General features: G+C 54.7%; 19 protein-coding genes, 3 tRNA genes and 1 other RNA gene. 13 read left to right on the forward strand and 10 right to left on the reverse strand.

Annotated features, from left to right (window positions below; translation table 11 throughout):
- The first annotated feature begins 18 nt into the window (after positions 1-18).
- Positions 19-1,221, forward strand: coding sequence for a purine nucleoside transporter PunC (gene punC / locus PU624_RS14285; RefSeq protein WP_283545519.1), 1,203 nt, complete (start codon positions 19-21; stop codon positions 1,219-1,221).
- Positions 1,222-1,529: 308 nt separating this feature from the next.
- Complete coding sequence (gene cfa, locus PU624_RS14290; RefSeq protein ID WP_283545520.1) at positions 1,530-2,678, forward strand: cyclopropane fatty acyl phospholipid synthase; 1,149 nt, start codon at positions 1,530-1,532, stop codon at positions 2,676-2,678.
- Positions 2,679-3,006: 328 nt separating this feature from the next.
- On the opposite strand, the gene PU624_RS14295 is transcribed toward cfa, so the two are convergent.
- On the reverse strand, positions 3,007-3,666 hold the full coding sequence (locus PU624_RS14295) for a riboflavin synthase subunit alpha (RefSeq protein WP_283545521.1): 660 nt from the start codon (positions 3,664-3,666) through the stop codon (positions 3,007-3,009).
- Positions 3,667-3,868: 202 nt separating this feature from the next.
- On the opposite strand from PU624_RS14295, the gene PU624_RS14300 reads away from it, so the two are divergent.
- The 6 genes from PU624_RS14300 to PU624_RS14325 all read left to right on the forward strand — a co-directional run bounded on the left by PU624_RS14300 (position 3,869) and on the right by PU624_RS14325 (position 7,946).
- Positions 3,869-5,242, forward strand: coding sequence for an MATE family efflux transporter (locus tag PU624_RS14300; RefSeq protein WP_283545522.1), 1,374 nt, complete (start codon positions 3,869-3,871; stop codon positions 5,240-5,242).
- 153 nt (positions 5,243-5,395) lie between these two features.
- Positions 5,396-5,472: transfer RNA gene (locus tag PU624_RS14305), tRNA-Val, on the forward strand.
- A gap of 3 nt (positions 5,473-5,475) precedes the next feature.
- Positions 5,476-5,552: transfer RNA gene (locus PU624_RS14310), tRNA-Val, on the forward strand.
- 20 nt (positions 5,553-5,572) lie between these two features.
- A tRNA-Val gene (locus tag PU624_RS14315) sits at positions 5,573-5,649 on the forward strand.
- Positions 5,650-5,993: 344 nt separating this feature from the next.
- The gene (gene pykF / locus PU624_RS14320) at positions 5,994-7,406 is read left to right on the forward strand and encodes a pyruvate kinase PykF (RefSeq protein ID WP_090961529.1); all 1,413 of its coding nucleotides are present in this window, start codon (positions 5,994-5,996) and stop codon (positions 7,404-7,406) included.
- Between the two features lie 303 nt (positions 7,407-7,709).
- Complete coding sequence (locus tag PU624_RS14325; protein WP_003853216.1) at positions 7,710-7,946, forward strand: major outer membrane lipoprotein; 237 nt, start codon at positions 7,710-7,712, stop codon at positions 7,944-7,946.
- 79 nt (positions 7,947-8,025) lie between these two features.
- Here PU624_RS14325 and PU624_RS14330 read toward each other — a convergent pair whose 3' ends face one another.
- From PU624_RS14330 to sufA, 7 genes are read right to left on the reverse strand one after another with little or no spacing between them, the layout of a single operon-like run.
- Positions 8,026-9,051 (reverse strand): L,D-transpeptidase family protein, encoded by a 1,026-nt coding sequence (locus tag PU624_RS14330; protein ID WP_283545523.1) that lies wholly within the window; start codon positions 9,049-9,051, stop codon positions 8,026-8,028.
- Between the two features lie 56 nt (positions 9,052-9,107).
- Positions 9,108-9,524 carry a cysteine desulfuration protein SufE gene (gene sufE / locus PU624_RS14335; protein WP_283545524.1) on the reverse strand — a complete coding sequence of 139 codons (417 nt, stop codon included), beginning with the start codon at positions 9,522-9,524 and terminating at the stop codon, positions 9,108-9,110.
- Positions 9,525-9,545: 21 nt separating this feature from the next.
- Positions 9,546-10,769: a cysteine desulfurase SufS gene (gene sufS / locus PU624_RS14340; protein WP_283547995.1), complete on the reverse strand. Its 1,224-nt coding sequence runs from the start codon at positions 10,767-10,769 to the stop codon at positions 9,546-9,548.
- Positions 10,769-12,049, reverse strand: coding sequence for a Fe-S cluster assembly protein SufD (gene sufD / locus PU624_RS14345; protein ID WP_283545525.1), 1,281 nt, complete (start codon positions 12,047-12,049; stop codon positions 10,769-10,771). The genes sufS and sufD overlap by 1 nt, the downstream gene beginning before the upstream one ends.
- Positions 12,024-12,770, reverse strand: a complete 747-nt coding sequence (sufC, locus tag PU624_RS14350) for a Fe-S cluster assembly ATPase SufC (protein WP_086905756.1) — start codon at positions 12,768-12,770, stop codon at positions 12,024-12,026. Before sufC ends, sufD begins: the two co-directional genes overlap by 26 nt.
- A 42-nt stretch (positions 12,771-12,812) precedes the next feature.
- Positions 12,813-14,306, reverse strand: a complete 1,494-nt coding sequence (gene sufB / locus PU624_RS14355; RefSeq protein ID WP_283545526.1) for a Fe-S cluster assembly protein SufB — start codon at positions 14,304-14,306, stop codon at positions 12,813-12,815.
- Positions 14,307-14,313: 7 nt separating this feature from the next.
- The gene (sufA, locus tag PU624_RS14360) at positions 14,314-14,688 is read right to left on the reverse strand and encodes a Fe-S cluster assembly scaffold SufA (protein ID WP_111139079.1); all 375 of its coding nucleotides are present in this window, start codon (positions 14,686-14,688) and stop codon (positions 14,314-14,316) included.
- 387 nt (positions 14,689-15,075) lie between these two features.
- Between sufA and PU624_RS14365 the strand changes: the two genes are divergently transcribed.
- Positions 15,076-15,480: a hypothetical protein gene (locus PU624_RS14365; RefSeq protein WP_283547996.1), complete on the forward strand. Its 405-nt coding sequence runs from the start codon at positions 15,076-15,078 to the stop codon at positions 15,478-15,480.
- Between the two features lie 33 nt (positions 15,481-15,513).
- Here PU624_RS14365 and ydiJ read toward each other — a convergent pair whose 3' ends face one another.
- Positions 15,514-18,567: a D-2-hydroxyglutarate dehydrogenase YdiJ gene (ydiJ, locus tag PU624_RS14370; protein ID WP_283545527.1), complete on the reverse strand. Its 3,054-nt coding sequence runs from the start codon at positions 18,565-18,567 to the stop codon at positions 15,514-15,516.
- A 205-nt stretch (positions 18,568-18,772) separates the two neighbouring features.
- Here ydiJ and ydiK point away from each other — a divergent pair, with 205 nt between their 5' ends.
- Complete coding sequence (gene ydiK / locus PU624_RS14375; protein ID WP_502921571.1) at positions 18,773-19,891, forward strand: AI-2E family transporter YdiK; 1,119 nt, start codon at positions 18,773-18,775, stop codon at positions 19,889-19,891.
- A gap of 292 nt (positions 19,892-20,183) precedes the next feature.
- Positions 20,184-20,291: antisense sRNA RprA (rprA, locus tag PU624_RS14380), an RNA gene on the forward strand.
- A gap of 68 nt (positions 20,292-20,359) precedes the next feature.
- On the opposite strand, the gene ppsA is transcribed toward rprA, so the two are convergent.
- A complete protein-coding gene (gene ppsA, locus PU624_RS14385; RefSeq protein WP_283545528.1) occupies positions 20,360-22,741 on the reverse strand; it encodes a phosphoenolpyruvate synthase in 2,382 nt (793 codons plus the stop codon).
- Positions 22,742-23,180: 439 nt separating this feature from the next.
- Here ppsA and ppsR point away from each other — a divergent pair, with 439 nt between their 5' ends.
- Both ppsR and PU624_RS14395 read left to right on the forward strand, forming a co-directional pair.
- Positions 23,181-24,008, forward strand: a complete 828-nt coding sequence (gene ppsR / locus PU624_RS14390) for a posphoenolpyruvate synthetase regulatory kinase/phosphorylase PpsR (RefSeq protein ID WP_003853242.1) — start codon at positions 23,181-23,183, stop codon at positions 24,006-24,008.
- A gap of 152 nt (positions 24,009-24,160) precedes the next feature.
- Positions 24,161-25,207 (forward strand): 3-deoxy-7-phosphoheptulonate synthase, encoded by a 1,047-nt coding sequence (locus PU624_RS14395; RefSeq protein ID WP_283545529.1) that lies wholly within the window; start codon positions 24,161-24,163, stop codon positions 25,205-25,207.
- The last annotated feature ends 5 nt before the right edge of the window (positions 25,208-25,212 follow it).

Below are 25,212 nucleotides of genomic sequence, written 5' to 3' on the forward strand. Positions count from 1 at the left end.
TGCAAAAATGAGAATGAGATGTTGTCGAACAAAGGATTCATGCCCTACCTTGCCCTGCTGAGCATGCTCGGCTTTTTAGCCACGGATATGTACCTGCCCGCCTTTGGTGCGATGCAGCAAACCTTTAATACCTCACCCGGTCTGATCAGCGCCAGTATGAGTCTCTTTCTGGGAGGCTTCGCCGTGGGTCAGCTTTTCTGGGGACCGCTTTCCGATCGCATTGGCCGCAAGCCAGTACTGCTGGCCGGACTGGCTATGTTTGGTATCGGCTGCGCGGGCATGCTGTGGGTGAATGATATTTATCTGATGCTGGCGCTACGGTTTGTTCAGGCGATTGGTGTCTGTGCTGCGGCCGTGAGCTGGCAGGCGCTGGTAGTGGATCGCTACCCTGCCGCACGCGCCAACAAAGTCTTCGCCACCATTATGCCGCTGGTTGCGCTCTCTCCGGCGCTGGCGCCGTTGCTGGGTGCCTGGCTGATTGGCCACTTCCACTGGCGTTCGATTTTCCTGGTACTGACCCTGATTGCGGTAGCGCTGATTCTGACCACGCTGCGTCTGCCCACCGTTCGCAAAGCCGCCGGCGACAAAAAGGCGCAGCCGGGCTTCTTTACGCTGCTGAAATCTCGGGTCTACAGCGGCAACGTGCTGATCTACTCCGCCTGTTCCGCCAGTTTCTTTGCCTGGCTGACCGGCTCGCCATTTATTCTGGCGGACCTGGGGCTCTCACCCGCCGATATCGGCCTGAGCTATGTCCCACAGACTCTTGCCTTTTTAATCGGCGGATTCGGCTGTCGCGCCCTGCTTAACCGCTTCAACGGTGCTCAGTTGCTTCCCTGGCTGCTGGGCGTCTACAGCCTGAGCATTCTGGCGCTGTTTGCTGTTGCGCTTGCAGGCAGCAGCACGCTGGTGAGCCTGATGGTTCCGTTCTGCGGTATGGCACTGGCTAACGGCGCGATCTACCCGATTGTGGTTTCCAGTGCACTGATGCCCTTCCCGGATGCCACCGGTAAAGCGGCCGCGTTGCAGAACACTCTGCAGTTAGGACTCTGCTTCGCCGCCAGCCTGGCAGTATCGGCCGGTTTAACCCAGGCTCTGTTTACCACCACGCTGATGATGACGGTGACTATTGTGCTCGCACTGCTCGGTTACGTTATGCAGCATGCCGCAAGCGCACAAACTGTTGTTGCCTCTGCACAACCTGCCTGCCAGGATAATCACTGACACACAGACTTTTTAGTTAGCGCCCTAACAATAAGTCATTGAATATTGACCCGCGTGAGAATATACTCATCCGGGTCAACAAATCTGTAATAAATCAACAATATAATAACGTAATAATCTGATTGGCACCCTGTTGCCGGGACGGTATTTGTGCGCGTTATTCCTACCCTACCGACCTGCTGCAGGCTCTTCCAGTCCTCTGTATCACACAATAACCGGTGTGCGGAGTCATCCGTGACGTTTCTCAATACCTGACGAAATTGGCTACTCTTTGTTCAGGTTCAGATTGGACAGGTGGTGGAAAAGCTATGAGTTCATCTTATGCAGAAGCAGTGAGCCCTGAAGAGAACCATTGGTATCGCATCGTTCATGAACTGCTGGAAAAAGCGGATATTGAAATCAATGGTTCACGTCCCTGGGATATCCATGTTACTCATCCCGGGTTTTTTAAGCGTGTTCTGCAGGAGGGTTCACTTGGGCTCGGTGAGAGCTATATGGATGGATGGTGGGAGTGTGACCGGCTGGATATCTTCTTCCACCAGGTGCTCAGACATAAACTCGATCAGCAGCTTCCTCATCACTTTAAAGATACGCTGCGCATTGCCGCTGCCCGCTTAACCAATCTGCAGTCAAAAAAACGGGCGTGGATTGTCGGTAAAGAGCATTACGACCTGGGTAACGACCTCTTTTCACTGATGCTCGACCCGTACATGCAGTACTCCTGTGGCTACTGGAAAGAGGCAACGACGCTGGCAGCGGCGCAGGAAGCCAAGCTGGATATGATCTGCCGTAAATTAGCGCTGGAACCCGGAATGTCGCTGCTGGATATCGGTTGTGGCTGGGGCGGGCTCGCGGAATTTGCCGCACGTCATTACGGCGTGAAGGTGCATGGCGTGACGATTTCCGCTGAACAACAGAAACTGGCGCAGCAGCGCTGTAGTGGATTAGACGTCACGATTCTGCTGCAGGATTATCGCGATCTGAATGAGCAGTTTGATCGCATCGTTTCGGTGGGGATGTTTGAGCATGTCGGGCCGAAAAATTACGCCACTTATTTTGATGTGGTCGATCGTAATTTAAAGCCTGACGGTATTTTCCTGCTTCACACCATTGGTGCGATTAAAACCGATATGAGTGTCGATCCCTGGATCGATAAATATATCTTCCCCAATGGCTGTCTGCCTTCGGTGCGTCATGTGGCGGATGCCAGCGAGCCCCATTTTATTCTGGAAGACTGGCATAACTTTGGTGCTGATTACGATAAAACCCTGATGGCCTGGCATGAACGCTTTCTGCAGGCCTGGCCCGAGCTGGCTGATAAATATGGCGAACGTTTTAAGCGGATGTTCTCCTATTATCTGAACGCCTGTGCCGGTGCTTTCCGGGCGCGTGATATTCAGCTGTGGCAGATTGTGTTCAGTCGGGGTGTTGAGGGGGGATTACGGGTGGCGCGGTAGGGAGTGTCAGTTTGTTAAGAGGGTGATGCGGTGCTGAAGGTGTTAAAAGACTGGCCTGTTTTGAGAGTGGAACTGCACAGGGAACACAGTCAGATCGGAAAGTCGCAAAACCCGTCATCCCTGACATGCCCGGCCCGCGCGATTACGCACCTCATCCCTGAGGTGCGCCCGTTGCCGGGCCAACGCGTTGCGTTGTTCAAAAACGCTCCCAGCGTTTTTGTCCCAGCCGCGGGACGCTTTCCTCTTCTGACTGTGTTCCCTGCGCTTCAGGCTATTATACCGCTGCCAGAATCACACGGTTTGGCTTTCCAGCAGTCTTTGCGGGTTATTAACTTTCGGAGGCAGGCTGGCCGGTCAGCATACTCATCGCCGCTGCGGCATCGCGCTGTGCTAACACCCGCTCAACGGTCTCTACGATTGCCTGCGTGTGCGGATCGATCTCAATATTGACCCGATCGCCAAACGTCTTCGCGCCCAGAGTCGTACGCTCCAGCGTTTCCGGGATCAGATAGACGCAGAACTTGGTCTTCGTCACATCCCCCACCGTCAGGCTGATACCGTCGATGCCGACGAAACCTTTATGCAGAATATATTTCATCTGCGTCGGATCCTGAATTTTAAACCAGACTTCGCGGTTATGTTCTGACTGAATAATTTTGCAGATTTCAGCGGTGGTCATAATATGACCTGACATCAGATGGCCGCCTATTTCATCGCTGAATCTGGCTGCACGCTCAATATTGACCACGTCGCCCTGACGTAAATCGCCAAGGTTAGTCACCCGCAATGTCTCTTTAATTAAATCAAAACTGACGCGGTCGCCTTCAATTGCCGTCACGGTTAAGCAGCAACCGTTATGGGCTACCGATGCGCCCAGCGCCAGACCCGGTAACAGGTCTTCCGGCAGTCGGACAGTGTGGGTACGAAACAGTTCTTTCTCTTCAATGGACACGATTTCTGCGGTGCCCTGCACAATACCGGTAAACATAGTCTTTGCCTCTGCGAAGTTTACGCTAGTTTATCACAGCTCAGGTCGGCTGTTAGATTTCAGCCCGCGCAGCCTCTTTATTGGGTGGCAAAACGCATTGTGTGACAAAGATTGGCGAATAGTGTTACGCCAGTTACACTAGCTCGCGCAATTTCCTGGGCTTTTCTGCCCTTTTAATTCATTCAATAAGTCAGGTGTTAACGTGCAGAAGTATTTAACAGAAGCGCGTCAATTGCTGGCCCTTGCGATTCCGGTCATCCTTGCTCAGGTGGCTCAAACCGCAATGGGATTTGTGGATACCATTATGGCCGGCGCAGTCAGCGCCACGGATATGGCCGCCGTTGCTGTCGGCACCTCTGTCTGGCTTCCGGCCATCCTCTTTGGTCATGGTCTTCTGCTTGCATTGACGCCCACCGTTGCGCAACTCAACGGTTCAGGTCGCCGCGAACGCATCGGCGAACAGATTCGCCAGGGATACTGGCTCGCCTTTTTCGTCTCACTGCTGATTATGGTGCTGCTGTGGCATGCCGGTTATCTCATCCGGGCGATGCATGACATCGATCCGGCGCTGGCGCTGAAAGCAGAGGGCTATCTGCATGCCCTGCTGTTCGGCGCGCCTGGCTACCTCTTCTTCCAGGTGCTGCGCAATCAGTGTGAGGGGCTGTCAAAGACCAAACCCGGCATGGTGCTGGGTTTCCTGGGGCTGATGTTCAACATCCCGCTTAACTATGTCTTTATCTATGGCCACTTCGGCATGCCAGCCCTGGGCGGTGTCGGCTGCGGCGTAGCGACCGCCTCGGTCTACTGGGTGATGTTTATCTGCATGCGCTTCTGGGTGCGCCGGATGGGCAGCATGCGTGATATCCGGATGGAAAGCCGCTGGTCTCCGCCTTCGCGTCCGATTCTGAGCCGCCTGATGACGCTGGGATTGCCGGTGGCGCTGGCGCTTTTCTTTGAGGTCACGCTGTTTGCCGTTGTCGCGCTGCTGGTTTCGCCACTGGGCATCGTTAACGTGGCCGGTCACCAGATTGCGCTGAACTTCAGTTCACTGATGTTCGTTTTGCCGCTGTCGCTGGGTGTCGCAACCACCATCCGCGTCGGGTATCGTCTGGGTCAGGGCTCCACCGAGCAGGCCCGGGTTGCGGCCTGGACGGCTCAGGGTGTTGGCATCAGCATGGCGGCGCTGACGGCCATTTTTACCGTCACGTTCCGTCATCAGATCGCCCTGCTCTACAACGACAATCCCGACGTGGTAACGCTGGCGGCACAGCTGATGATGCTGGCGGCGATTTATCAGTTCTCTGATTCGATTCAGGTGATTGGCAGCGGGATCCTGCGCGGCTATAAAGATACGCGATCGATATTCTTTATTACCTTTATCGCCTACTGGCTGCTGGGACTGCCGGCGGGGTATCTGCTGGCGCTGACCGACTGGATTGTGCCCCGGATGGGACCGGCGGGCTTCTGGTGCGGCTTTATCATCGGCCTGACTTCGGCTGCGATTATGATGCTCTGGCGCATCAGACGGTTACAGCAATCCCCGGCTGAAATCATTCTGACGCGCGCCGCGCGATAGCCAAAAAATGCGGGTCAATCATGGCCCGCAATGACGAAAAAAACGACGGTTAGCACAGTTGCTGCGCAGTCATGGCGAAAAAACTATTTTCCCCTTGCCAGGCTTACACGCTGCCGTTAATATTCGTCCCCGCTGTCGCCCTGACAGCATGTTGCGCTCTTAGCTCAGTTGGTTAGAGCACCACCTTGACATGGTGGGGGTCGATGGTTCGAGTCCATTAGAGCGCACCAAGTGCGTCCGTAGCTCAGTTGGTTAGAGCACCACCTTGACATGGTGGGGGTCGGTGGTTCGAGTCCACTCGGACGCACCAATATTTATCAGATTCAAAATGCGCTCTTAGCTCAGTTGGTTAGAGCACCACCTTGACATGGTGGGGGTCGATGGTTCGAGTCCATTAGAGCGCACCACTTTCAGAATTTCCTCAGTTTGCGCAACTCCACTTTTATTGATCTGCATCGCTCGCCCCCTCAGCTTTTTGATTGGTTTTCGCATACTTAGCGTCTATACTGTCCCGCGTTGCTTACTTGAAAGGTTTCAGCGATCACGTGCATACTGCGATAACTCAAATGATTTGCGCAACAACAGCGTGGTGGTTACCAACCGTAACCGCACAACTTCCCTGCACGCCTGGCCTTCGTCACCTATTCTTATTCAGTACTGCCCTTTTCAGTCTCAATCAGAAATGTCACTTCGATGCGCTGCCATCGAATTCCGCCCTTATTCATCCATCACAACTTACAGAAAATCCGTCATGAAAAAGACTAAAATCGTTTGTACAATCGGCCCGAAAACCGAATCCGAAGAGATGCTGACTCAGCTCCTTGAAGCTGGCATGAATGTTATGCGTCTTAACTTCTCTCACGGCGACTATGCTGAGCATGGTCAGCGCATCACTAACATGCGTGCCGTAATGCAAAAAACCGGCCGTCAGGCCGCGATCCTGCTGGATACCAAAGGTCCTGAAATCCGCACCATGAAACTGGAAGGCGGCAATGACGCTGCACTGAAAGCGGGTCAGACCTTTACCTTTACGACCGACCAGAGCGTCATCGGTAACAGCGAGCGCGTTGCGGTCACCTACCCGGGCTTCACCGCTGACCTGAAAATCGGCAACACCGTGCTGGTCGATGATGGCCTGATCGGCATGGAAGTGACCGAAGTCACCGAAAACACCGTGGTGTGTAAAGTCCTGAACAATGGCGACCTGGGTGAGAACAAAGGCGTTAACCTGCCAGGCGTTTCTATCCAGCTGCCAGCCCTGGCTGAAAAAGATAAGCGCGACCTGATCTTTGGTTGTGAGCAGGGTGTGGACTTCGTTGCTGCCTCTTTCATCCGTAAACGTTCAGACGTGCTGGAAATTCGTGAGCACCTGAAACAGAACGGCGGCGAGCACATCCAGATCATCTCTAAAATCGAAAACCAGGAAGGCCTGAACAACTTCGACGAAATCCTCGAAGCCTCAGACGGCATCATGGTTGCGCGTGGCGACCTGGGTGTTGAGATCCCGGTTGAAGAAGTGATCTTCGCGCAGAAGATGATGATCAAAAAATGTAATAAAGCACGCAAAGTGGTTATCACCGCCACCCAGATGCTGGATTCCATGATCAAGAACCCGCGCCCGACCCGCGCAGAAGCCGGTGACGTCGCCAACGCCATCCTCGACGGAACTGATGCCGTCATGCTGTCAGGTGAGAGCGCCAAAGGCCGTTATCCGCTGGAGTCGGTCACCATCATGGCGACCATCTGTGAGCGTACCGACCGCGTGATGAAGTCCCGCATCGACAGCCAGAGTGATAACCGCAAAATGCGCATCACCGAAGCCGTCTGCCGTGGTGCTGTTGAGACCGCTGAGAAGCTGGAAGCTCCTCTGATTGTGGTAGCTACTGAAGGCGGGAAGTCAGCTAAAGCCGTGCGTAAGTATTTCCCGAACGCGACCATCCTGGCGCTGACCACCAATCCGACCACGGCCCGTCAGCTGATCCTGAGCAAAGGCATTGAGACGCGTCTGGTGACCGAGATCGCCTCAACCGACGATTTCTATCGTCTGGGTAAAGAAGCCGCGCTGGAAAGTGGCTATGGTCAGAAAGGCGATGTTGTAGTGCTGGTGTCAGGTGCATTAGTACCAAGCGGAACTACCAACACCGCTTCCGTACACGTACTGTAAAAGTTTTTTTAACAGTTATTTTAAAGCGCCTGAGTCAGGCGCTTTTTTTATTTGTACTTAATCCAAATGTCAGAAAAATCCAATCGAAAATAACAATCCGATTACGCTTTATATGAAGGTTAATCCGATTAAATCCCTCTGTTTTAGCTAAATTTTTCTATCATGTTCTGGGATTCGCTGCTTCTTTGAGCGAACGATCAAATTTAAGCATCTTCTCATCAAAAATTTATTCTCAACTTAAAAAGCTTTGTGTAATACTTGTAACGCTACATGGAGATTAACTCAATCTAGAGGGTATAAATAATGAATCGTACTAAACTGGTACTGGGCGCGGTAGTTCTGGCTTCAACTATGCTGGCTGGTTGCTCAAGCAACGCTAAAATCGACCAGCTGTCTTCAGACGTTCAGACTCTGAACGCTAAAGTTGACCAGCTGAGCAACGACGTGAACGCAGTGCGTTCAGACGTTCAGGCTGCTAAAGATGACGCAGCTCGCGCTAACCAGCGTCTGGACAACCAGGCTCACTCTTACCGTAAGTAAGAGTTCTGGTTTAAAAATGGCGCCTTTATGGCGCCATTTTTTTTGCCTGAATTCAGTGCTCTTTCAGGCACCTGTTCGTTCAGGGCTGAGCGGCTTTACCGTCGGCCTGTACAACCGGACTCTCTGCGCCCACAGAGGCACTCTCCAGCCCGGCAGGCGGTACGGTATCACTCTGTACCGGTTCCCCACTGCTGACCAGCACAGGCATGCCTGAGCGACGCGTTAAGCTGGCTTTAATCAACGCGCTATCACTCTTCTCACTTTTCATGAACTTCTTCAGGTCACTGGTGATCGCAATCGGCATGGTCTGCGGATCGTCTTTATCGTTACGCGATAACGGCTGATGCACTTCAACATAGCGTTTCCCATCCGGCTCCACAGCGAACTTCACCGGCTGATTGATGATCTGAACACGCGTGCCTTTAGGTGCGGCGTTAAACAACGCTTCGATATCCTCTGAACGCAGGCGGATGCAGCCTGAACTGACGCGCATGCCGATGCCAAACTTCGCATTGGTGCCGTGAATCAGATACTGGCCGGTGCCGCGCGCCAGACGCAGGGCAAACTGCCCCATCGGATTATCCGGTCCGGCAGGAACCACGCCAGGTAGCGTAATACCCTCTTTGGCGTAGCGCTTGCGGATGTTCGGGGTGGGCGTCCAGGTGGGATTCGGGATCTTCTGGCTGATCTGCGTCACCATGACGGGCGTTGCCGCACCCAGCTGGCCGATGCCGATGGGATAGACGATGACCTTATCTTCGCCTTTGGGATAGTAATAGAGACGCAGTTCGGCGAGATTCACCACAATCCCTTCGCGCGGCGTATCGGGCAGGATCATCTGCAGCGGCACGGTCAGTTGGGTACCGGCTTTGGGCAGCCAGGGATCGGTTCCGGGATTCGCCTCCAGCAGGCCCAGAAGGCCGACCTGGTAGCGGGACGCGATGGATTCCAGCGGTTGTTTATCGTCAGGAACCTGATTCAGGACGTTTTCGCCAATCAGGCGACTGTCAGGCGGTGGCAGCGGGTATTCGGTGGCGAATGCGGGTGCAGAGAGCCCAAAGCAGGTCAGCAGCAATGCACCGGCTAAACGTAAAGCAGGTTTCATGCAATTTTCTCGTCAGATAAAAAAACAGACGCCGGATGGCGTCTGTCGAGTGTAACTTAGCTGAGGTTCTGAGCGGTATGGCGAATAGACCGAATCATCGCCTCCAGCCCCTGCGACCGGGTGGGCGTCAGGTGCTGCATCAGGGCCAGTTCGCCAAACCAGTGGCGCACATCCAGCGCCAGAATGTCGGCGGGCGGCAGGTTCTGATAAAGACTAAATACGATAGCAATCAGACCTTTAACGATAGCGGCATCGCTGTCGCCTTCAAACGCTATCGAACCATCTGCCTGCGGGGTCATTCTGATCCACACCTGACTCTGACAACCCGAAATCACGTTTTCCGGCTGGTGTAAGGTTTCAGAAGATTCCGGAAGCTTTGAACCCAGCTCGATGATGTAGAGGTACTTCTCTTCCCAGTTGGCGCAACGATTGAAGTTGCGAACCAGTTTCTCTTTTTCAGGCAAAGTCGCCATCACTCACTCCGTTAAAACTGTTCAGCCGCCCAGCAGACGATGAATGCGCGTCAGACCGGCCGCCAGACGATCCACTTCCTCTTCACTGTTATAGAAGGTGAAGGAGGCACGGCACATCGCCGGGACGTTGTAGTGCTTCATCAGCGGCATCGCGCAGTGATGTCCGGTGCGGATGGCAATACCATATTGATCCAGGAAGCTGCCGACGTCATAGGCATGGTGTTTACCCAGATTGAAGGCGATGACACCCGCGCGTGACTGTGGGCCGTAAATCTGAATATCCGGCACGGTGCCCAGCTTATCGAGCGCGTAATTCATCAGCGCGGTCTCACGCTGATGAATGGTATCCAGTCCCAGCGCCTGCACATAGGCCAGGGCCGCGCCAAAACCGATAATGCCGCCGGTATTCGGTGTCCCTGCTTCAAAACGCCACGGCGCACTGTTCCAGGTGGTGCCGGTGGGCAGCATGACCTGACCGATCATAGAACCGCCGCCTTCCCACGGTGGCATCTCATCCAGCAGCGCTTTGCGGCCGTAAAGAATACCCACGCCGTTCGGGCCATAAAGTTTATGACTGGAGAAGACGTAGAAGTCGCAGCCGATATCCTGCACGTCAACTTTGTCATGCATGACCGCCTGCGCGCCATCCACCAGCGTGACCACGCCAGCGGCTTTGGCCTGCGCCACGATCGCCTTAACCGGGTTAACGGTGCCGAGCACGTTTGAAACGTGCGTGACCGCCAGCAGCCGCGTGCGGCTGTCGATCAGCCCCGCCAGTTGCTCCAGCGCCAGCTCACCATTGTCATTTAATGGCAGGACACGTACTTCTGCACCGGTACGCTGCGCCAGCATCTGCCACGGAACGATATTGGCGTGATGCTCCATCTCAGTAATGATCAGGTTGTCGCCAGCCTTGAAATTACTGCTGCCCCAGGTGTTCGCCACCAGATTGATGCCTTCGGTGGTGCCTTTGACGAAAACGATCTCTTCCTGAGACGGCGCATTGATGAAACGGGCCGCCTGATCGCGGACATTCTCCATGTCGCTGGTCGCCTGCTGGCTCAGCGTATGGATACCGCGATGCACGGCTGCATAGCCGTGCTGATAGAAATGACTCTCGGCGTTAATCACCGAGAGGGGACGCTGTGCGCTGGCCGCACTGTCAAGATAGGCCAGCGGATGACCGTTGACCTCACGCTTCAGGATAGGGAAATCAGCCCTGATGCGTTCGAGATCGAAGTTCATCATACGTCGCCTCCGGGAAAACGTTCAGCGATGCGCTGCAGCACGGCCTGGCGCATCACGTTATTTTCGAGTGTCTCGGTCAGCTCTGCGGCAAACGCATGAATAATCATGGTCTGAGCCGCATCCTGTTCAATACCGCGCGAACGCAGGTAGAACATCTGCTCATCATCGATACGACCGATGGTGGCACCGTGGCTGCACTTCACATCATCCGCATAGATTTCCAGCTGCGGTTTGGTATCGACTTCAGAGAGTTTGCCCAGCAACAGGTTGTTGTTGGTCATCTGCCCGTCGGTCTTCAGCGCATGCTGTGCCACTTTGATGTGACCGTTAAACACCGCACGGCCTTTGTCACGCACGATGGTTTTATGCATCTGGCGGCTCATGCAGTGGCCTTTATTGTGCTCCAGGTAAGTACGGGTATCCGCCACTTCCTGTTTCACCGGCAGTACGAGGCTGTTGATCGCCAGCGTCGTATTTTCGCCGTTCAGCTGCGTACTGGTGTTGTGACGTGACAGTCCGGCACCGAGCAGAAAGCTGGTACTGCTGACCTGACCATCGTTGCCAATCACCAGATCGTTGTGCGCAAAGTGATAGCTGGCGCTGCTTTCAAAGGCCAGCTTAGTGTGGGTCAGTTTTGCATTGTCGCCGATCGCAAAGGTAAAGCGCGTGCCGGTGAAATGGGCGCGCTCATCCAGTGAAACGTAGTGCTCGATGACTTCCGCTTCAGCACTCTCTTCCAGCTGCAGGTGATGACGGTAGTGAACCGTGTTCATGCCTGTCTGCTGGCCGCTGGTGATATGCAGCAGGTAGATCGGACGCGCAGCGGATTTACCGCGTGCCAGCCGCAGCGTTGTGACCTCTTCTGCCAGACTTTCTGTCAGATGCAGGAAAACTTCCGGCTGAACCGCCGCAGGCAGCGGACGGCGCTCGGCGGCCACGCTGTGCTGAACCTCAAACAGTTCGACGTCGCGGCTACTGAAGGCAGGCTGGAACTGACCGTCGACATAAACCAGGCGGATCGCATCCAGCGGCAGGGCCAGCGCATCAACCTGTTCAGCGCTCAGGGTCTGGGGCGCATCGGGCAGCACAAACTGCTGGGACAGCAGCGTGTCAAGCGGCGTGTACTTCCAGTTTTCATGTTTGCGGGTTGGCAGGCCAACACGCATCAGTTGCTGCCAGTGCTGCTGTGCCTGCAGAGAACGCACGTCGCCACGCGACTCAAACAGGTGATGCCACTGTTGCAGCGCAGAATCACTCTTCGTCGGTAAGCCAGCCATAACCTTGCTCCTCCAGCTGTTTCACCAGCGAGAAGTCGCCAGATTTCACGATTTTGCCCTGATACAGAACATGAACGAAGTCTGGCTTGATGTAGTCCAGAATACGCTGGTAGTGAGTCACGATGATAAAGGCACGCTTCTCGTCGCGCAGGCTGTTGACGCCATTGGCCACGATTTTCAGCGCATCGATATCCAGACCGGAGTCAGTCTCATCCAGGATGCAGAGTTCAGGCTCCAGGGCTGCCATCTGCAGAATGTCGTTACGCTTCTTCTCGCCGCCGGAGAAGCCAACGTTAACTGAGCGGGTCAGCAGATCTTCCGGCATCTTCAGCAGCTGAATTTTCTCTTCAATGAAGTCCTGGAAATCGAAGCGATCCAGCTCTTCCTGCTGACGATATTTGCGCACCGCATTGACCGAGGTTTGCAGAAAAAACTGATTGCTGACGCCAGGAATCTCTACCGGATACTGGAATGCCATAAATATGCCTTCACCGGCACGCTCTTCAGGGGCCAGTTCCAGCAGATCTTTACCTTTGAAGCTGACCGAACCGCCAGTGACTTCATAATCTTCACGGCCTGCCAGCGTGGCAGACAGCGTACTTTTACCTGAGCCGTTCGGGCCCATGATGGCATGTACTTCGCCCGGTTTAATTTCGAGATTCAGGCCACGCAGAATGGCTTTATCTTCAACACTGACCTGCAAATCTTTAATGCTTAACATACTTATTCCTTCACATTGCTTCCGGCAACGCGTGTGACGGCATCAGCCCACACTGTGCTCAAGGCTGATGGCTAACAATTTCTGGGCTTCCACGGCAAATTCCAGTGGCAGCTCCGAGAATACGTCTTTACAGAAGCCGTTCACGATCATGGAGATCGCGTCTTCTTCACTGATACCGCGTTGCAGACAGTAGAACATCTGGTCTTCGCCGATACGTGAGGTCGTGGCTTCGTGCTCCAGCTGAGCGGTGTTGTTGCGGGTTTCAACATACGGGAAGGTATGTGCGCCGCAATCCGGACCGATCAGCATCGAGTCACACTGCGTAAAGTTACGGGCATTGGTCGCGGTTGGCATGATTTTCACCAGCCCGCGATAGGTGTTCTGACTTTTACCGGCCGAGATCCCCTTGGAGATAATGGTCGACTTGGTGTTTTTACCAATGTGGATCATCTTGGTGCCGGTATCGGCCTGCTGACGACCGCTGGTCAGTGCCACTGAATAGAATTCGCCCACCGAGTAGTCCCCGCGCAGAATGCAGCTCGGGTATTTCCAGGTGATAGCAGAACCGGTTTCAGACTGCGTCCAGGACATCTTGCTGTGGTCGCCTTCACACAGCGCGCGCTTGGTCACGAAGTTAAGGATACCGCCCTCACCTTCGCCGCCTGGGAACCAGTTCTGAACGGTCGAATATTTCACTTCGGCATTTTTGTGGATGATCACTTCCACCACGGCAGCGTGCAGCTGATAGGTGTCACGCACAGGCGCGGAACAGCCTTCGATATAGCTGACGTAGCTGTCTTCATCGGCGATCAGGATGGTGCGTTCGAACTGACCGGTTTTCGCCGCGTTGATGCGGAAATAGGTCGACAGCTCCATCGGGCAACGCACCCCTTTCGGGATGTAAACGAAGGTGCCATCGGAGGCAACCGCCGAGTTCAGTGCAGCAAAGAAGTTATCGTTAGCCGGAACGACTGTGCCGAGATACTGCTTCACCAGCTCCGGATGATCCTGAATCGCTTCACCGAATGAACAGAAGATAATCCCCTGCTCCGCCAGCTTGCCACGATAGGTCGTCGCCACCGAAACGGAGTCGAAAATGGCGTCAACCGCCACTTCACGGCCTTCACGTACCGGCACACCCAGCTGGTTAAAGGCGTTTTCCACTTCCTGGGTCAGATAGTCGCTGGCGGGCGCGCTGCCTGAAGCCTGCGTAGCACCAGGCTCTGAAGCGCAGCTGTCATCACAGTTGCCGCAGGACGGTGCGGAGTAGTAGCTGTAATCCTGGTAGTCGAGTTTTTCGTAGTGTGCTTTCAGCCAGTGTGGCTCTTCCATTTCAAGCCAGGCACGAAAAGCCTTAAGACGAAACTCCAGCATCCACTCTGGCTCGTTACGCTTGGCCGAGATCGCCCGCACCACATCTTCATTGATGCCGTTGGCAAATTCTTCGGTCTGCAGTTGGGTAAAGAAGCCCTCTTTGTAGTTGAGCTTGCCTTCCCAGATTTGTACATCGTCAGATGTTTCGCTGTGTCGTGACATATTTCACTTACTCGACGCCAAAGCTTTCACCGCACCCGCAGGCGTGCTGAGCTTTAGGGTTATTGAATTTAAAAATCTGATTCAGGCCTTCGCGAACGTAATCCAGCTCGGTGCCATCAACAAATGGCATCGCCTGTAGCGGCACAAACAGCGTTGCGCCGTGGAATGAGAACTGCAGATCGTCTTCGACGGGCTCTTTGACCAAATCCATCACGTAGCCAAACCCGGCACAGCCGGATTGTTTCACGCTAAGGCGTAGCCCCTTGACATCAGGGTCCTGAGCCGCCAGATTGAGAATTTGTTGCGCTGCGGTTTCAGTCAGCGTCAGCCCTTTCCAGACAAAATCGTCGGGTGAGAAAGAGTCTGTATTAACGGATGCCATGTTGATACCTCTTGAGTCCGGACCTTTTCAGGCTATCCCCCTATGGTAGTGATCTGACCGATCACTTCAACCTCTTGTTTTGCAGGGATAATCATCTAGTGCTGTTTTATCTGCTTATTTATTAAGCATAGCTGCTTCAGCTCACCCTGCGGTGAGAGAATCAGCGTCAATAAGCGTGTGATAACCTATTAATAAATCACTCTTTTTAAAATAACCATTTTTGATAAAAATGCTTATTGATAGGTTACGCCTTTCTTTGATGTAAACAGATTGTTATTTCCGATTATACCGACAGGCAGGATAAATCGATAAATTTTTCTGCCGCCAATTGCAATCCCGGCCCGGATGAATATGATAATTATTATCATTCACATTCAGGGCGACGCGATGACCCTCTCTGTCTCAGCCTGGTTACAGCACAAAATCGACGAATACCAGTTTTCGGTGCGCGATATCACCGTCGACTTTTATATGGCGCAGGCAAAGCTCGACCGGGCCGACTGCACGATCCACCAGCTACGTCAGTTTAATGATGCCTGTCAGGATATGGCAGAAGTCTGCCAGATGAACGGAGACGATCAGAGTTACCTGCATGCCATGGGTAAACTGCATCACCGACTGGTGCAGGAGATGGGAAACAACGATCGCGATCGGCTGTTTCGCCTTCAGGCTTATCAACTGGCGCGATTGTCCCTGACCCGACTCTGCCATCAACTGGCGATGGTCGGAGAGTGGAACAAAGCCACCGTGCTGCAGAGTGACTTCGTGCGTCACGCAGGCTGGATATTCTAATCCAGCCACGGCGTGACGTCGCGCACAATTTTTTTACATTATCTCCAGCAATGCCTGAAGCGGATGGCGCATACCGTTGCCTTCCACACGCTTGACCTGACTGCGGCACGAATAGCCGGTGGCCAGGCAGCGCTGACGCGGCAGTCGCTGGAGCTGCGGATGCCAGGAGAGCGAGTAAATCCCCAGTGAGTTTTCGAGGTTCTTACTTTCGTGGCCATAGGTGCCCGCCATACCGCAGCAGCCGACATTGATGTTTTCCAGCTTCGCACCAAAACGGGCGAAGATCCCCTGCCACTGATTCGGTGTGGAAGGCAGCGCGGTCACCTCTGTGCAGTGCGCAAAGAGATACCAGGATTCCCCGCCCGTGGCCTGCACGTCACGTTCTGCCAGCGCACGCGCTAACCATTCATGCACCAGCAATACGTTAAAGTCGCCGCGCGATTCGCCCAGCGTCTGACGGTATTCATCGCGATAGCAGAGCACGGTGGCCGGATCGACGCCCACCATAGGCAGCTCCAGTTTTGCCACCCGGTTAAGAAAATCGGCGGTGCGGGCTGCCGTGCGGGCGAACCGTTGCAGGAAACCTTTCACGTGCTGCGCTTTACCGTTTGGCGAGAATGGCAGCAGCACAGGACGGTAGCCCAGCTTCTCAATCAGCCTGATAAAATCACTGACCAGTTGTGCCTCATAGAAGCTGGTGAAGGGATCCTGCACCACCAGCACACAGCTGGCGCGCTCGGCGGGTGACAGTCCTTCCAGCTGCTCCAGCGTCATGTTCATCGCGGGATGACCGCTGAGCTGCTGTTTGAGATTCGGTGCTGAGAGCAGAGGCAGATCGACCATGCCGATATGCGTTTTGCTTAGCTCTTTTACCCACGGCTGACGCAGGAAGAAGTTGAACACCTTCGGCACTTTCGCCATCAGGGGTGCATAGCCCTCGACCGCCGCCACCAGATGATCGCTGACCGGTCGCAGATAACGGGTGTGATAGAGCTGCAGGAAGCGCGAACGGAACGCGGGCACGTCAATCTTAATCGGACACTGGGTGGAGCAGGCTTTACAGGCCAGACAGCCCGACATCGCCTCTTTCACTTCATGCGAAAAATCATACTCCCCTTTGCTGGCGTGCCAGCTATTGCGGGTACGGGCAATCATTCCGCGCAGCGACAAACTGTTTTCCGGCAGCTGCTTTTCCAGTGCCAGCGGATCGACGCCCTGTTCGGCCAGCAGCCGCAGCCACTCACGCGTCAGCGTTGCCCGCCCTTTCGGAGAGTGAATGCGGTTACGGGTAATTTTCATAGAGGGACACATCGGGCTACGGACATCAAAGTTAAAACACAACCCGTTGCCGTTGCACTCCATCGCCCCACGCCACTCATCGCGAACCGAGACCGGAATCTGTCGATCAAAAGTGCCGCGCTTCACCGCATCGACCTGCATCATCTCGTCGTTGCGGTTAAAAGGCGTACAGATCTTGCCGGGATTGAGACGGTTAAGCGGATCGAAGGCGGCTTTGATGCGACGCAGTTCGTTAAACAGCGTTTCGCCAAAGAACGCCGGACTGTATTGGGCGCGGAATCCTTTGCCATGTTCACCCCACAGCAGGCCGCCGTAGCGTGCGGTCAGCGCCACCACTTCGTCGGAGATCTGTTTCATCATCATCTCCTGCTGCGGATCGCACATATCCAGCGCCGGACGCACGTGCAGAACGCCGGCATCCACGTGACCAAACATGCCGTAGCTCAGACCGTGACTGTCGAGCAGCGCACGAAACTCGACAATATAGTCCGCCAGTTTTTCCGGCGGGACGGCGGTATCTTCCACAAACGGAATAGGCTTCGCGCGGCCTTTGGCATTACCCAGCAGGCCCACCGCTTTTTTACGCATGTTATAGATGCGCTCAATGCCATCCAGGTCGTTGCAGAACTGATAGCCGATTACGCCACCCTGCTGCTGCGCCATCAGCGTATCGAGGCGGCCACACAGCTGGTCAATCTGCTGATCGATCAGTGCCGCGTTGTCACCGGCAAATTCAACGATGTTCAGGCCCAGCATCTCTTTGTCGGGTACGTCAGCAATCAATTCACGCACCGAGTGCCAGACGATATCTTCCCGCGCCAGATTCAGCACTTTGGAGTCAACGGTCTCAACCGACAGCGCCTGCGCTTCCACCATCAAGGGCGCATTACGCAGGGCGGAATCGAAGGAGTCATATTTGATGTTCACCAGCCGCCGCACTTTCGGCAGCGGGGTGATATCGAGCCGCGCTTCGGTGACGAAGGCCAGCGTGCCCTCTGCGCCACACAGCAGGCGTGTCAGGTCAAAGGTTTGCATGTCGTCGCTGAATACGTGGCGCAGGTCATAGCCGGTCAGGAAGCGATTCAGCTTTGGAAACTTTTCCAGAATCAGCGCACGATGCTCGCGGCAGCGCGTCAGTACCTGCTGATAGAGTCGCCCTTCAGGTGTGGCCGTCTGCGCCAGCGTTTCAGCCAGCGCGGTCGCCATGGGCCGCGTATCAAGAATATCGCCGCCCAGCAGCACGGCCCGCAGACCCAGCACGTGGTCCGAGGTTTTGCCATACACCAGCGAGCCCTGACCCGACGCATCGGTGTTGATCATCCCGCCGAGCGTCGCGCGGTTACTGGTAGAAAGCTCCGGAGAGAAGAAAAAGCCGAAAGGCTTCAGCCAGGCATTCAGCTGATCTTTGATCACCCCTGCTTCGACCCGCACCCAGCCCTCATCCGTATTGATCTCCAGGATGCGGTTCATGTAGCGCGACATGTCTACCACGATTCCCTGATTCAGCGACTGCCCGTTGGTGCCGGTGCCGCCACCGCGCGGGGTAAACACCAGACTGGTAAAGCGTGCTTCTCCAGCCACGCGGGCGAGCAGGGCCACATCCGCCGTCGAGCGCGGAAAGAGTGCTGCGTCGGGCAGCAACTGATAGATGCTGTTATCGGTGGAGAGTGAGAGACGGTCGGCATAGCTGGTCGCCATGTCACCGGTAAAACCCTGCTCTTTCAGCGACTCAAGGAACGTCAGCACCAGTTGAACGAGGCCCGGTGCCTGCGAAATCTGTGGGATCATGATTGTCTGACCGAAGGTGTTGTAAACGTTTGCGTTTATACGTTAGCGATTTCTCGTTTTATCATATTTTTCCTGCGTCTGCCCTTTTTTCAGAAAAGGCAAAAACCTTTCACCACGACGCTGTTTAATCCCTGGCAAATAGATCATGATAAAAACGGGTATCCGACTGCCCGAAAATGAAGGATTAAGACGAGGTTATGAGTCAATGATGAAAAGCCAGTACCGGGATATGGATTTACCGCAAATACTCTTTACCCTGATGTTCATTTTGCTGCTGATCGTCGCCTGTTTATGGGTCGTGCAGCCGTTTATTCTGGGCTTTGCCTGGGCCAGCATGGTGGTGATTGCCACCTGGCCACTGATGCTGAAATTCCAGCGACTGTTATGGGGACGCCGTTCGCTGGCGGTGATCGTCATGACACTGCTGCTGCTGCTGTTGTTTATTATTCCTATCGCCCTGCTGGTCAGTAGCCTGATTGATAACAGCGCGCCGGTGATTGCCTGGGTAACCCAGGGTCACACAATGCCGAAGCTGACGTGGCTGAGGGAAATCCCGATGGTCGGCAGAAAACTTCATGTCAGTTATGACACGCTGGTGGCGAGCGGCGGCGCTGGTGTGATGGCAAAAATACAGCCTTATATTGGTCGCACCACGGGCTTCTTTGTGGCTCAGGCCGGTCATTTCGGGCGCTTCATGATCCATCTGGGCGTGATGTTGCTGTTCAGCGTGCTGCTTTACTGGCGTGGCGAACAGGCTGCCCAGGGCATCCGTCACTTCGCGTTTCGGATGGCGGGACGACGCGGTGATGCTGCCGTGCTGCTGGCCGCCCAGTCTATTCGTGCCGTGGCGCTTGGCGTGGTAGTGACGGCGCTGGTGCAGGGGGTGCTGGGCGGCATCGGTCTGGCAATTTCCGGCATTCCTTATGCCACGCTGCTGACGGTGCTGATGATTCTCTGCTGTCTGGTACAGCTGGGTCCGCTGCTGGTGCTGGTTCCCGCCATTATCTATCTCTACTGGAGCGGCGATACCACCTGGGGAACCGTGCTGCTGGTCTGGAGTTGTGTCGTCGGCACGATGGATAACGTTCTGCGCCCGATGTTAATCCGTATGGGCGCCGATCTGCCGATGATCCTGATCCTTTCTGGCGTCATTGGTGGCCTGTTCGCATTCGGCATGATCGGTCTGTTTATCGGCCCGGTGGTTCTGGCGGTTTCCTACCGTCTGGTTTCCGTCTGGATGCATGAAGCGCCAGCGCCGGATAATGACCCGATGGCGTCGGCGGATGCCCTGGCCGATCATGAAGATACCCCGCCTGCCGTCTGAGGTAATGCAGTAGCCTGCCACGCCCATCTCCCTTTCGGGCATTGATTAGTGCGGTTAATGATGATTAACCGCACCTCCCCTCATCAATCAGATAAATTCTGTTTTTCATTAGCGATTTTTAAGAAAAAAGCCATGTCTGGCGGGAAAGTGACCTTTCAGGGCTAAAAAAGATTACTTTCTGCACTGTTTCTTAAGCCAAATGGCGAAGTTAAGGTGACAAAAGATTATCGGCTTTAAACTAATAAGAGGATTCTTAAAGACGCCAGCCAGCCGTATGAATAACATGTTTCCTATGTTCGAAATCAACCTGATGATTTTCAGACAAACTAATTCCCCTGAGTAGAGTAAAGAATTGCTGTGTGTAGTCTTTGCCCATCCCCTGTGATGGGCTTTTTTTTTGCCTGAATCAAGCCAGCTATAAACAGAAAAGGCCCGCAATGCGGGCCTTCATGAATACAGCTACCGGTGTCAGGCAGTTTTATTTAGCTGCGCCAGACTCACCCAGGTTTCCACCACGGTGTCCGGGTTCAGCGACAGGCTGTCGATGCCCTCTTCCATCAGCCATGCAGCAAAATCCTGATGATCAGACGGTCCCTGCCCACAGATTCCGACATATTTACCCTGTTTTTTCGCCGCTTTGATGGCCATGGAAAGCAGCGCTTTCACGGCTTCGTTACGTTCATCAAACAGCGCAGAGACGACGCCGGAGTCGCGGTCCAGTCCCAGCGTCAGCTGAGTCATGTCGTTGGATCCGATTGAGAAGCCATCAAAGTGCTGCAGGAACTGCTCTGCCAGCAGCGCATTGGAGGGGATCTCACACATCATAATGATCTTCAGTCCGTTCTCGCCGCGCTTGAGTCCCTGACGCGACAGCTCTTCCACCACGGCCTGCGCCTGATCAACGGTGCGCACAAACGGAACCATGATTTCGACATTGGTGAGGCCCATCTCGTTGCGAACACGCTTCACTGCTTCGCACTCCAGCGCAAAGCAATCCCGGAAGCTGTCCGCCACATAGCGACCTGCCCCACGGAATCCGAGCATCGGGTTTTCCTCTTCCGGCTCGTAGCGTTCGCCCCCCACCAGGTTGGCATATTCATTGGTTTTAAAATCTGAAAGTCGGACAATTACGCGTTTCGGTGCAAATGCCGCGCCAAGCGTGGCAATTCCTTCAGTCAGACGGGCAATGTAAAACTCGACAGGATTATCAAATCCTTTCATCATTTTACGGATCTGCTGCTGCAGTTCCGGCGTCTGCTGATCGAATTCCAGTAGCGCTTTAGGGTGGACGCCAATCATACGGTTAATGATAAATTCCAGACGCGCCAGGCCGACACCTTCGTTAGGCAGACAGGCGAAATCAAAGGCACGATCGGGGTTACCCACGTTCATCATGATTTTCAGCGGCAGTTCAGGCAGCGAATCGACCTGCGAACTGGTGACGTCGAAGTCGAGCAGCTGATCATAGACGTAACCGGTATCGCCCTCGGCGCAGGAGACGGTGACCTGATGGCCCTCTTTCAGCCGATCGGTAGCGTCGCCACAGCCGACGACGGCCGGAATGCCCAGCTCACGCGCGATGATCGCCGCATGACAGGTTCGTCCGCCACGGTTGGTGACAATCGCTGACGCCTTTTTCATGATCGGTTCCCAGTCCGGGTCGGTCATGTCCGTCACCAGCACATCGCCTTTTTCAATACGGTTCATTTCGCTGATATCGTGGATGACCTTCACCACGCCTGCGCCAATGCGATGACCGATAGCACGGCCTTCAACCACCACGCGGCCCTGACCCTGCAGGGTGTAACGCTCCATCACCTGACCATTGGAGCGCACGGTTTCAGGACGCGCCTGAACGATAAACAGCTTGCCGGTGTGCCCATCTTTGGCCCATTCGATATCCATCGGACGCTGATAGTGCTGTTCAATCAGCACGGCCTGCTTCGCCAGCGCCTGCACTTCCTCATCGCTCAGGCAGAAACGGTCGCGTTCGGTCTCCGGCACATCTTCGATCCGCACCTGCTCGCCATGCGCCTGAGAATCGGCATAGACCATGCGAACTTTTTTCGAACCCATATTGCGGCGCACGATAGAAGGACGATCGGCGGCCAGAGTCGGCTTGTGGACGTAGAATTCATCCGGGTTAACGGCACCCTGCACCACCATTTCACCCAGTCCCAGCGCGGCGGTAATAAAGACCACCTGATCAAAGCCGGACTCGGTATCAATGGTGAACATCACACCTGACGAGGCCAGGTCAGAGCGCACCATGCGCTGAATGCCTGCCGACAGCGCAACGCCACGATGGTCGTAACCCTGATGCACGCGGTAAGAGATAGCGCGGTCATTAAACAGCGAGGCGAAGACATGCTTCACCGCTACCATCACGGCGTCGATGCCCTGCACATTCAGGAAGGTTTCCTGCTGACCAGCAAAAGAGGCGTCGGGCATATCTTCTGCGGTGGCAGAAGAGCGGACGGCGAACGACGCGGCATCATCGTCAGCAGAAAGCTGCTGATAAGCATCCAGGATGGCCGACTCCAGCTCTGGCAGGAACGGCGTCTCCACCACCCACTGACGAATCTGCTTACCTGCTTTTGCCAGCGCATCCACATCATCAATATCGGTCTCATCCAGCAGCGCATAAATCCGCTGGTTCAGTCCGCTCTGGTCGAGGAACAGGTTAAAAGCGTAAGAGGTGGTCGCGAAACCGTTGGGCACGGAAACGCCCAGCGACGACAGGTTAGTAATCATCTCACCCAGAGAGGCATTTTTGCCTCCTACCCGGTCAACATCATGCATGCCAAGCTGGTTATACCAGAGCACAAGTGGCTGTTCTTGAGTGGACATTGAGCTTATCCTTTATTAATTATCAATGAATGGACACAGGGAGTTATCTGTCTTCAGCCTGACATATCACCCCCTCAATAACGATCTGTTGAATCGTTAAAGCAGAATTTCAGCAACAGTTTCGGAATTGTGAGCGGATTATTTTGCTGTTGCGCAAAGACGCTATTTTTAGCTAAGTTATTGATGAAGCAGGAAATGACAGAATTTCAGCGAATTAACCCGTCTGTTTTGTTGCGCAACAGTGGCGTGGCTATTTACACCGTATTGCCGGTTTAAAAAAGAGTTCCGACGGGATGAAACGCCTTTTGATTTTTTATTATCCTGATGAAACAGCAGACAAATAATCCGGACAGACCTTCCAGAAATTAAAATCAGAGATGATTTATTTAATCGCATGGCTCATGCTGATTGTTCACTCTTGTCTGAGGCTGATTTCGTTATGACAACTGACAGAAGCGTTTTTTATATCTCCGATGGCACGGCTATCACGGCTGAAGTGCTGGGTCATGCGGTGCTGTCGCAGTTTCCGGTCAATATCACCAGTCTGACGCTGCCGTTTGTGGAAAACGTCCAGCGGGCGCTGGCGGTTAAAGCCCAGATTAATGCGCTCTATCAGCAGAGCGGTGTCCGGCCGCTGGTGTTTTTCTCCATTGTCACGCCGGAAGTGCGCGACATCATCGTGCAGAGCGACGGCTTTTGTCAGGATATCGTGCAGGCGCTGGTCGCCCCGCTGCAGCAGGAGCTGGGCCTGTCGCCCGCGCCGGTTGCTCACCGTACTCACGGACTGGATGCCAGTAACCTGGGGAAATATGATGCGCGTATTGCGGCGATCGATTACGCCCTGGCACATGATGACGGTATTTCGCTGCGCGGGCTGGAGGATGCGCAGGTGATCCTGCTGGGCGTGTCGCGCTGTGGTAAAACCCCCACCAGCCTCTATCTGGCGATGCAGTTTGGTGTTCGCGCCGCCAACTATCCTTTTATTGCAGACGACATGGATAACCTCAAACTGCCGCCCGCGCTGCGTGCGCACCAGAATAAACTGTTCGGGCTGACCATCGACCCGGAACGCCTGGCGGCGATACGTCAGGAGCGGGCGGAAAATACCCGTTACGCCTCAATGCGTCAGTGCCGGCTGGAAGTTGGCGAGGTGGAAGCGCTGTTCCGCACCCATCAGATCCGCTATCTCAACAGCACCAACTACTCGGTGGAGGAGATTGCCACCAAAATCCTCGACATCATGGGTCTGACGCGCCGGATGTATTAACAGGCTAATCGGACTGGCGTTGTAAAGCGGCGCTGCCGTCGCTTTTGATTTCATTATCAAATCCCGGGTTGAATTCGCAGGCTAATGGTTTATTGTGACCACCATCACTTCCCGGTATTTCACCGCTGCGAAGAACCGTTTTCGAGAAACTCATGAACAAAACCGACGAACTGCGTACCGCACGCATTGGTAGTCTGATTACCCCCGCCAGCCTGGCGGCTGAGCATCCGGTCTCCCCGGCGATTGCCGACAATGTCACCGCTGCCCGTAAACGCATCGCCCGCATTCTGACCGGTGAAGATCCCCGCCTGCTGGTGGTGATTGGCCCGTGCTCGCTGCACGACCCTAAGGCGGCACTCGACTATGCTGAGCGTCTGAACGCGTTACGCAGCCGCTATGAAGATCGGCTGGAGATTGTGATGCGTGCTTACTTCGAGAAGCCGCGCACCGTAGTGGGCTGGAAAGGCTTAATCTCCGATCCGGATCTGGATGGCAGCTATGATGTGAACCGTGGCATCGGCATTGCCCGCAAGCTGCTGATTGATATCAACGCGCTGGGTCTGCCTACCGCTACCGAGTTCCTGGATATGGTGATCGGCCAGTTTATTGCCGACCTCATCAGCTGGGGCGCGATTGGCGCACGTACCACCGAAAGCCAGATCCACCGCGAAATGGCCTCGGCCCTCTCCTGCCCGGTCGGCTTTAAAAACGGCACCGATGGGAACGTACAGATTGCCGTGGATGCGATTCGTGCCGCGCGCGCCAGCCACATGTTCCTGTCGCCGGATAAGCTGGGCCAGATGACCATCTATCAGACCAGCGGCAACCCGCATGGCCATGTCATCCTGCGTGGCGGCAAACAGCCTAACTATCATGCCAGTGATGTCGCCGCTGCAGCTGAGAGTCTGTCGGCGTTTAATCTGCCGGAGCAGCTAGTGATCGACTTCAGTCACGCCAACTGCCTGAAGCAGCACCGTCGTCAGATGGATGTCGCGGCAGAGGTGGCAGAGCAGATTAAATCAGGATCGCGGGCCGTTGCCGGTGTGATGATTGAGAGCTTCCTGGAAGAAGGCAATCAGAAAGTGGTGAGCGGCGAACCGCTGGTTTACGGCAAGTCGATTACCGATCCCTGCCTTGGCTGGCAGGAGAGCGAACAGGTGCTCGCCCTGCTGGCCGAGGCGGTTTCGCACCGCCTCTGAGTGAT

The sequence above is a fragment of the Pantoea sp. Lij88 genome, from assembly GCF_030062155.1.
Classification (GTDB): Bacteria; Pseudomonadota; Gammaproteobacteria; order Enterobacterales; family Enterobacteriaceae; genus Pantoea.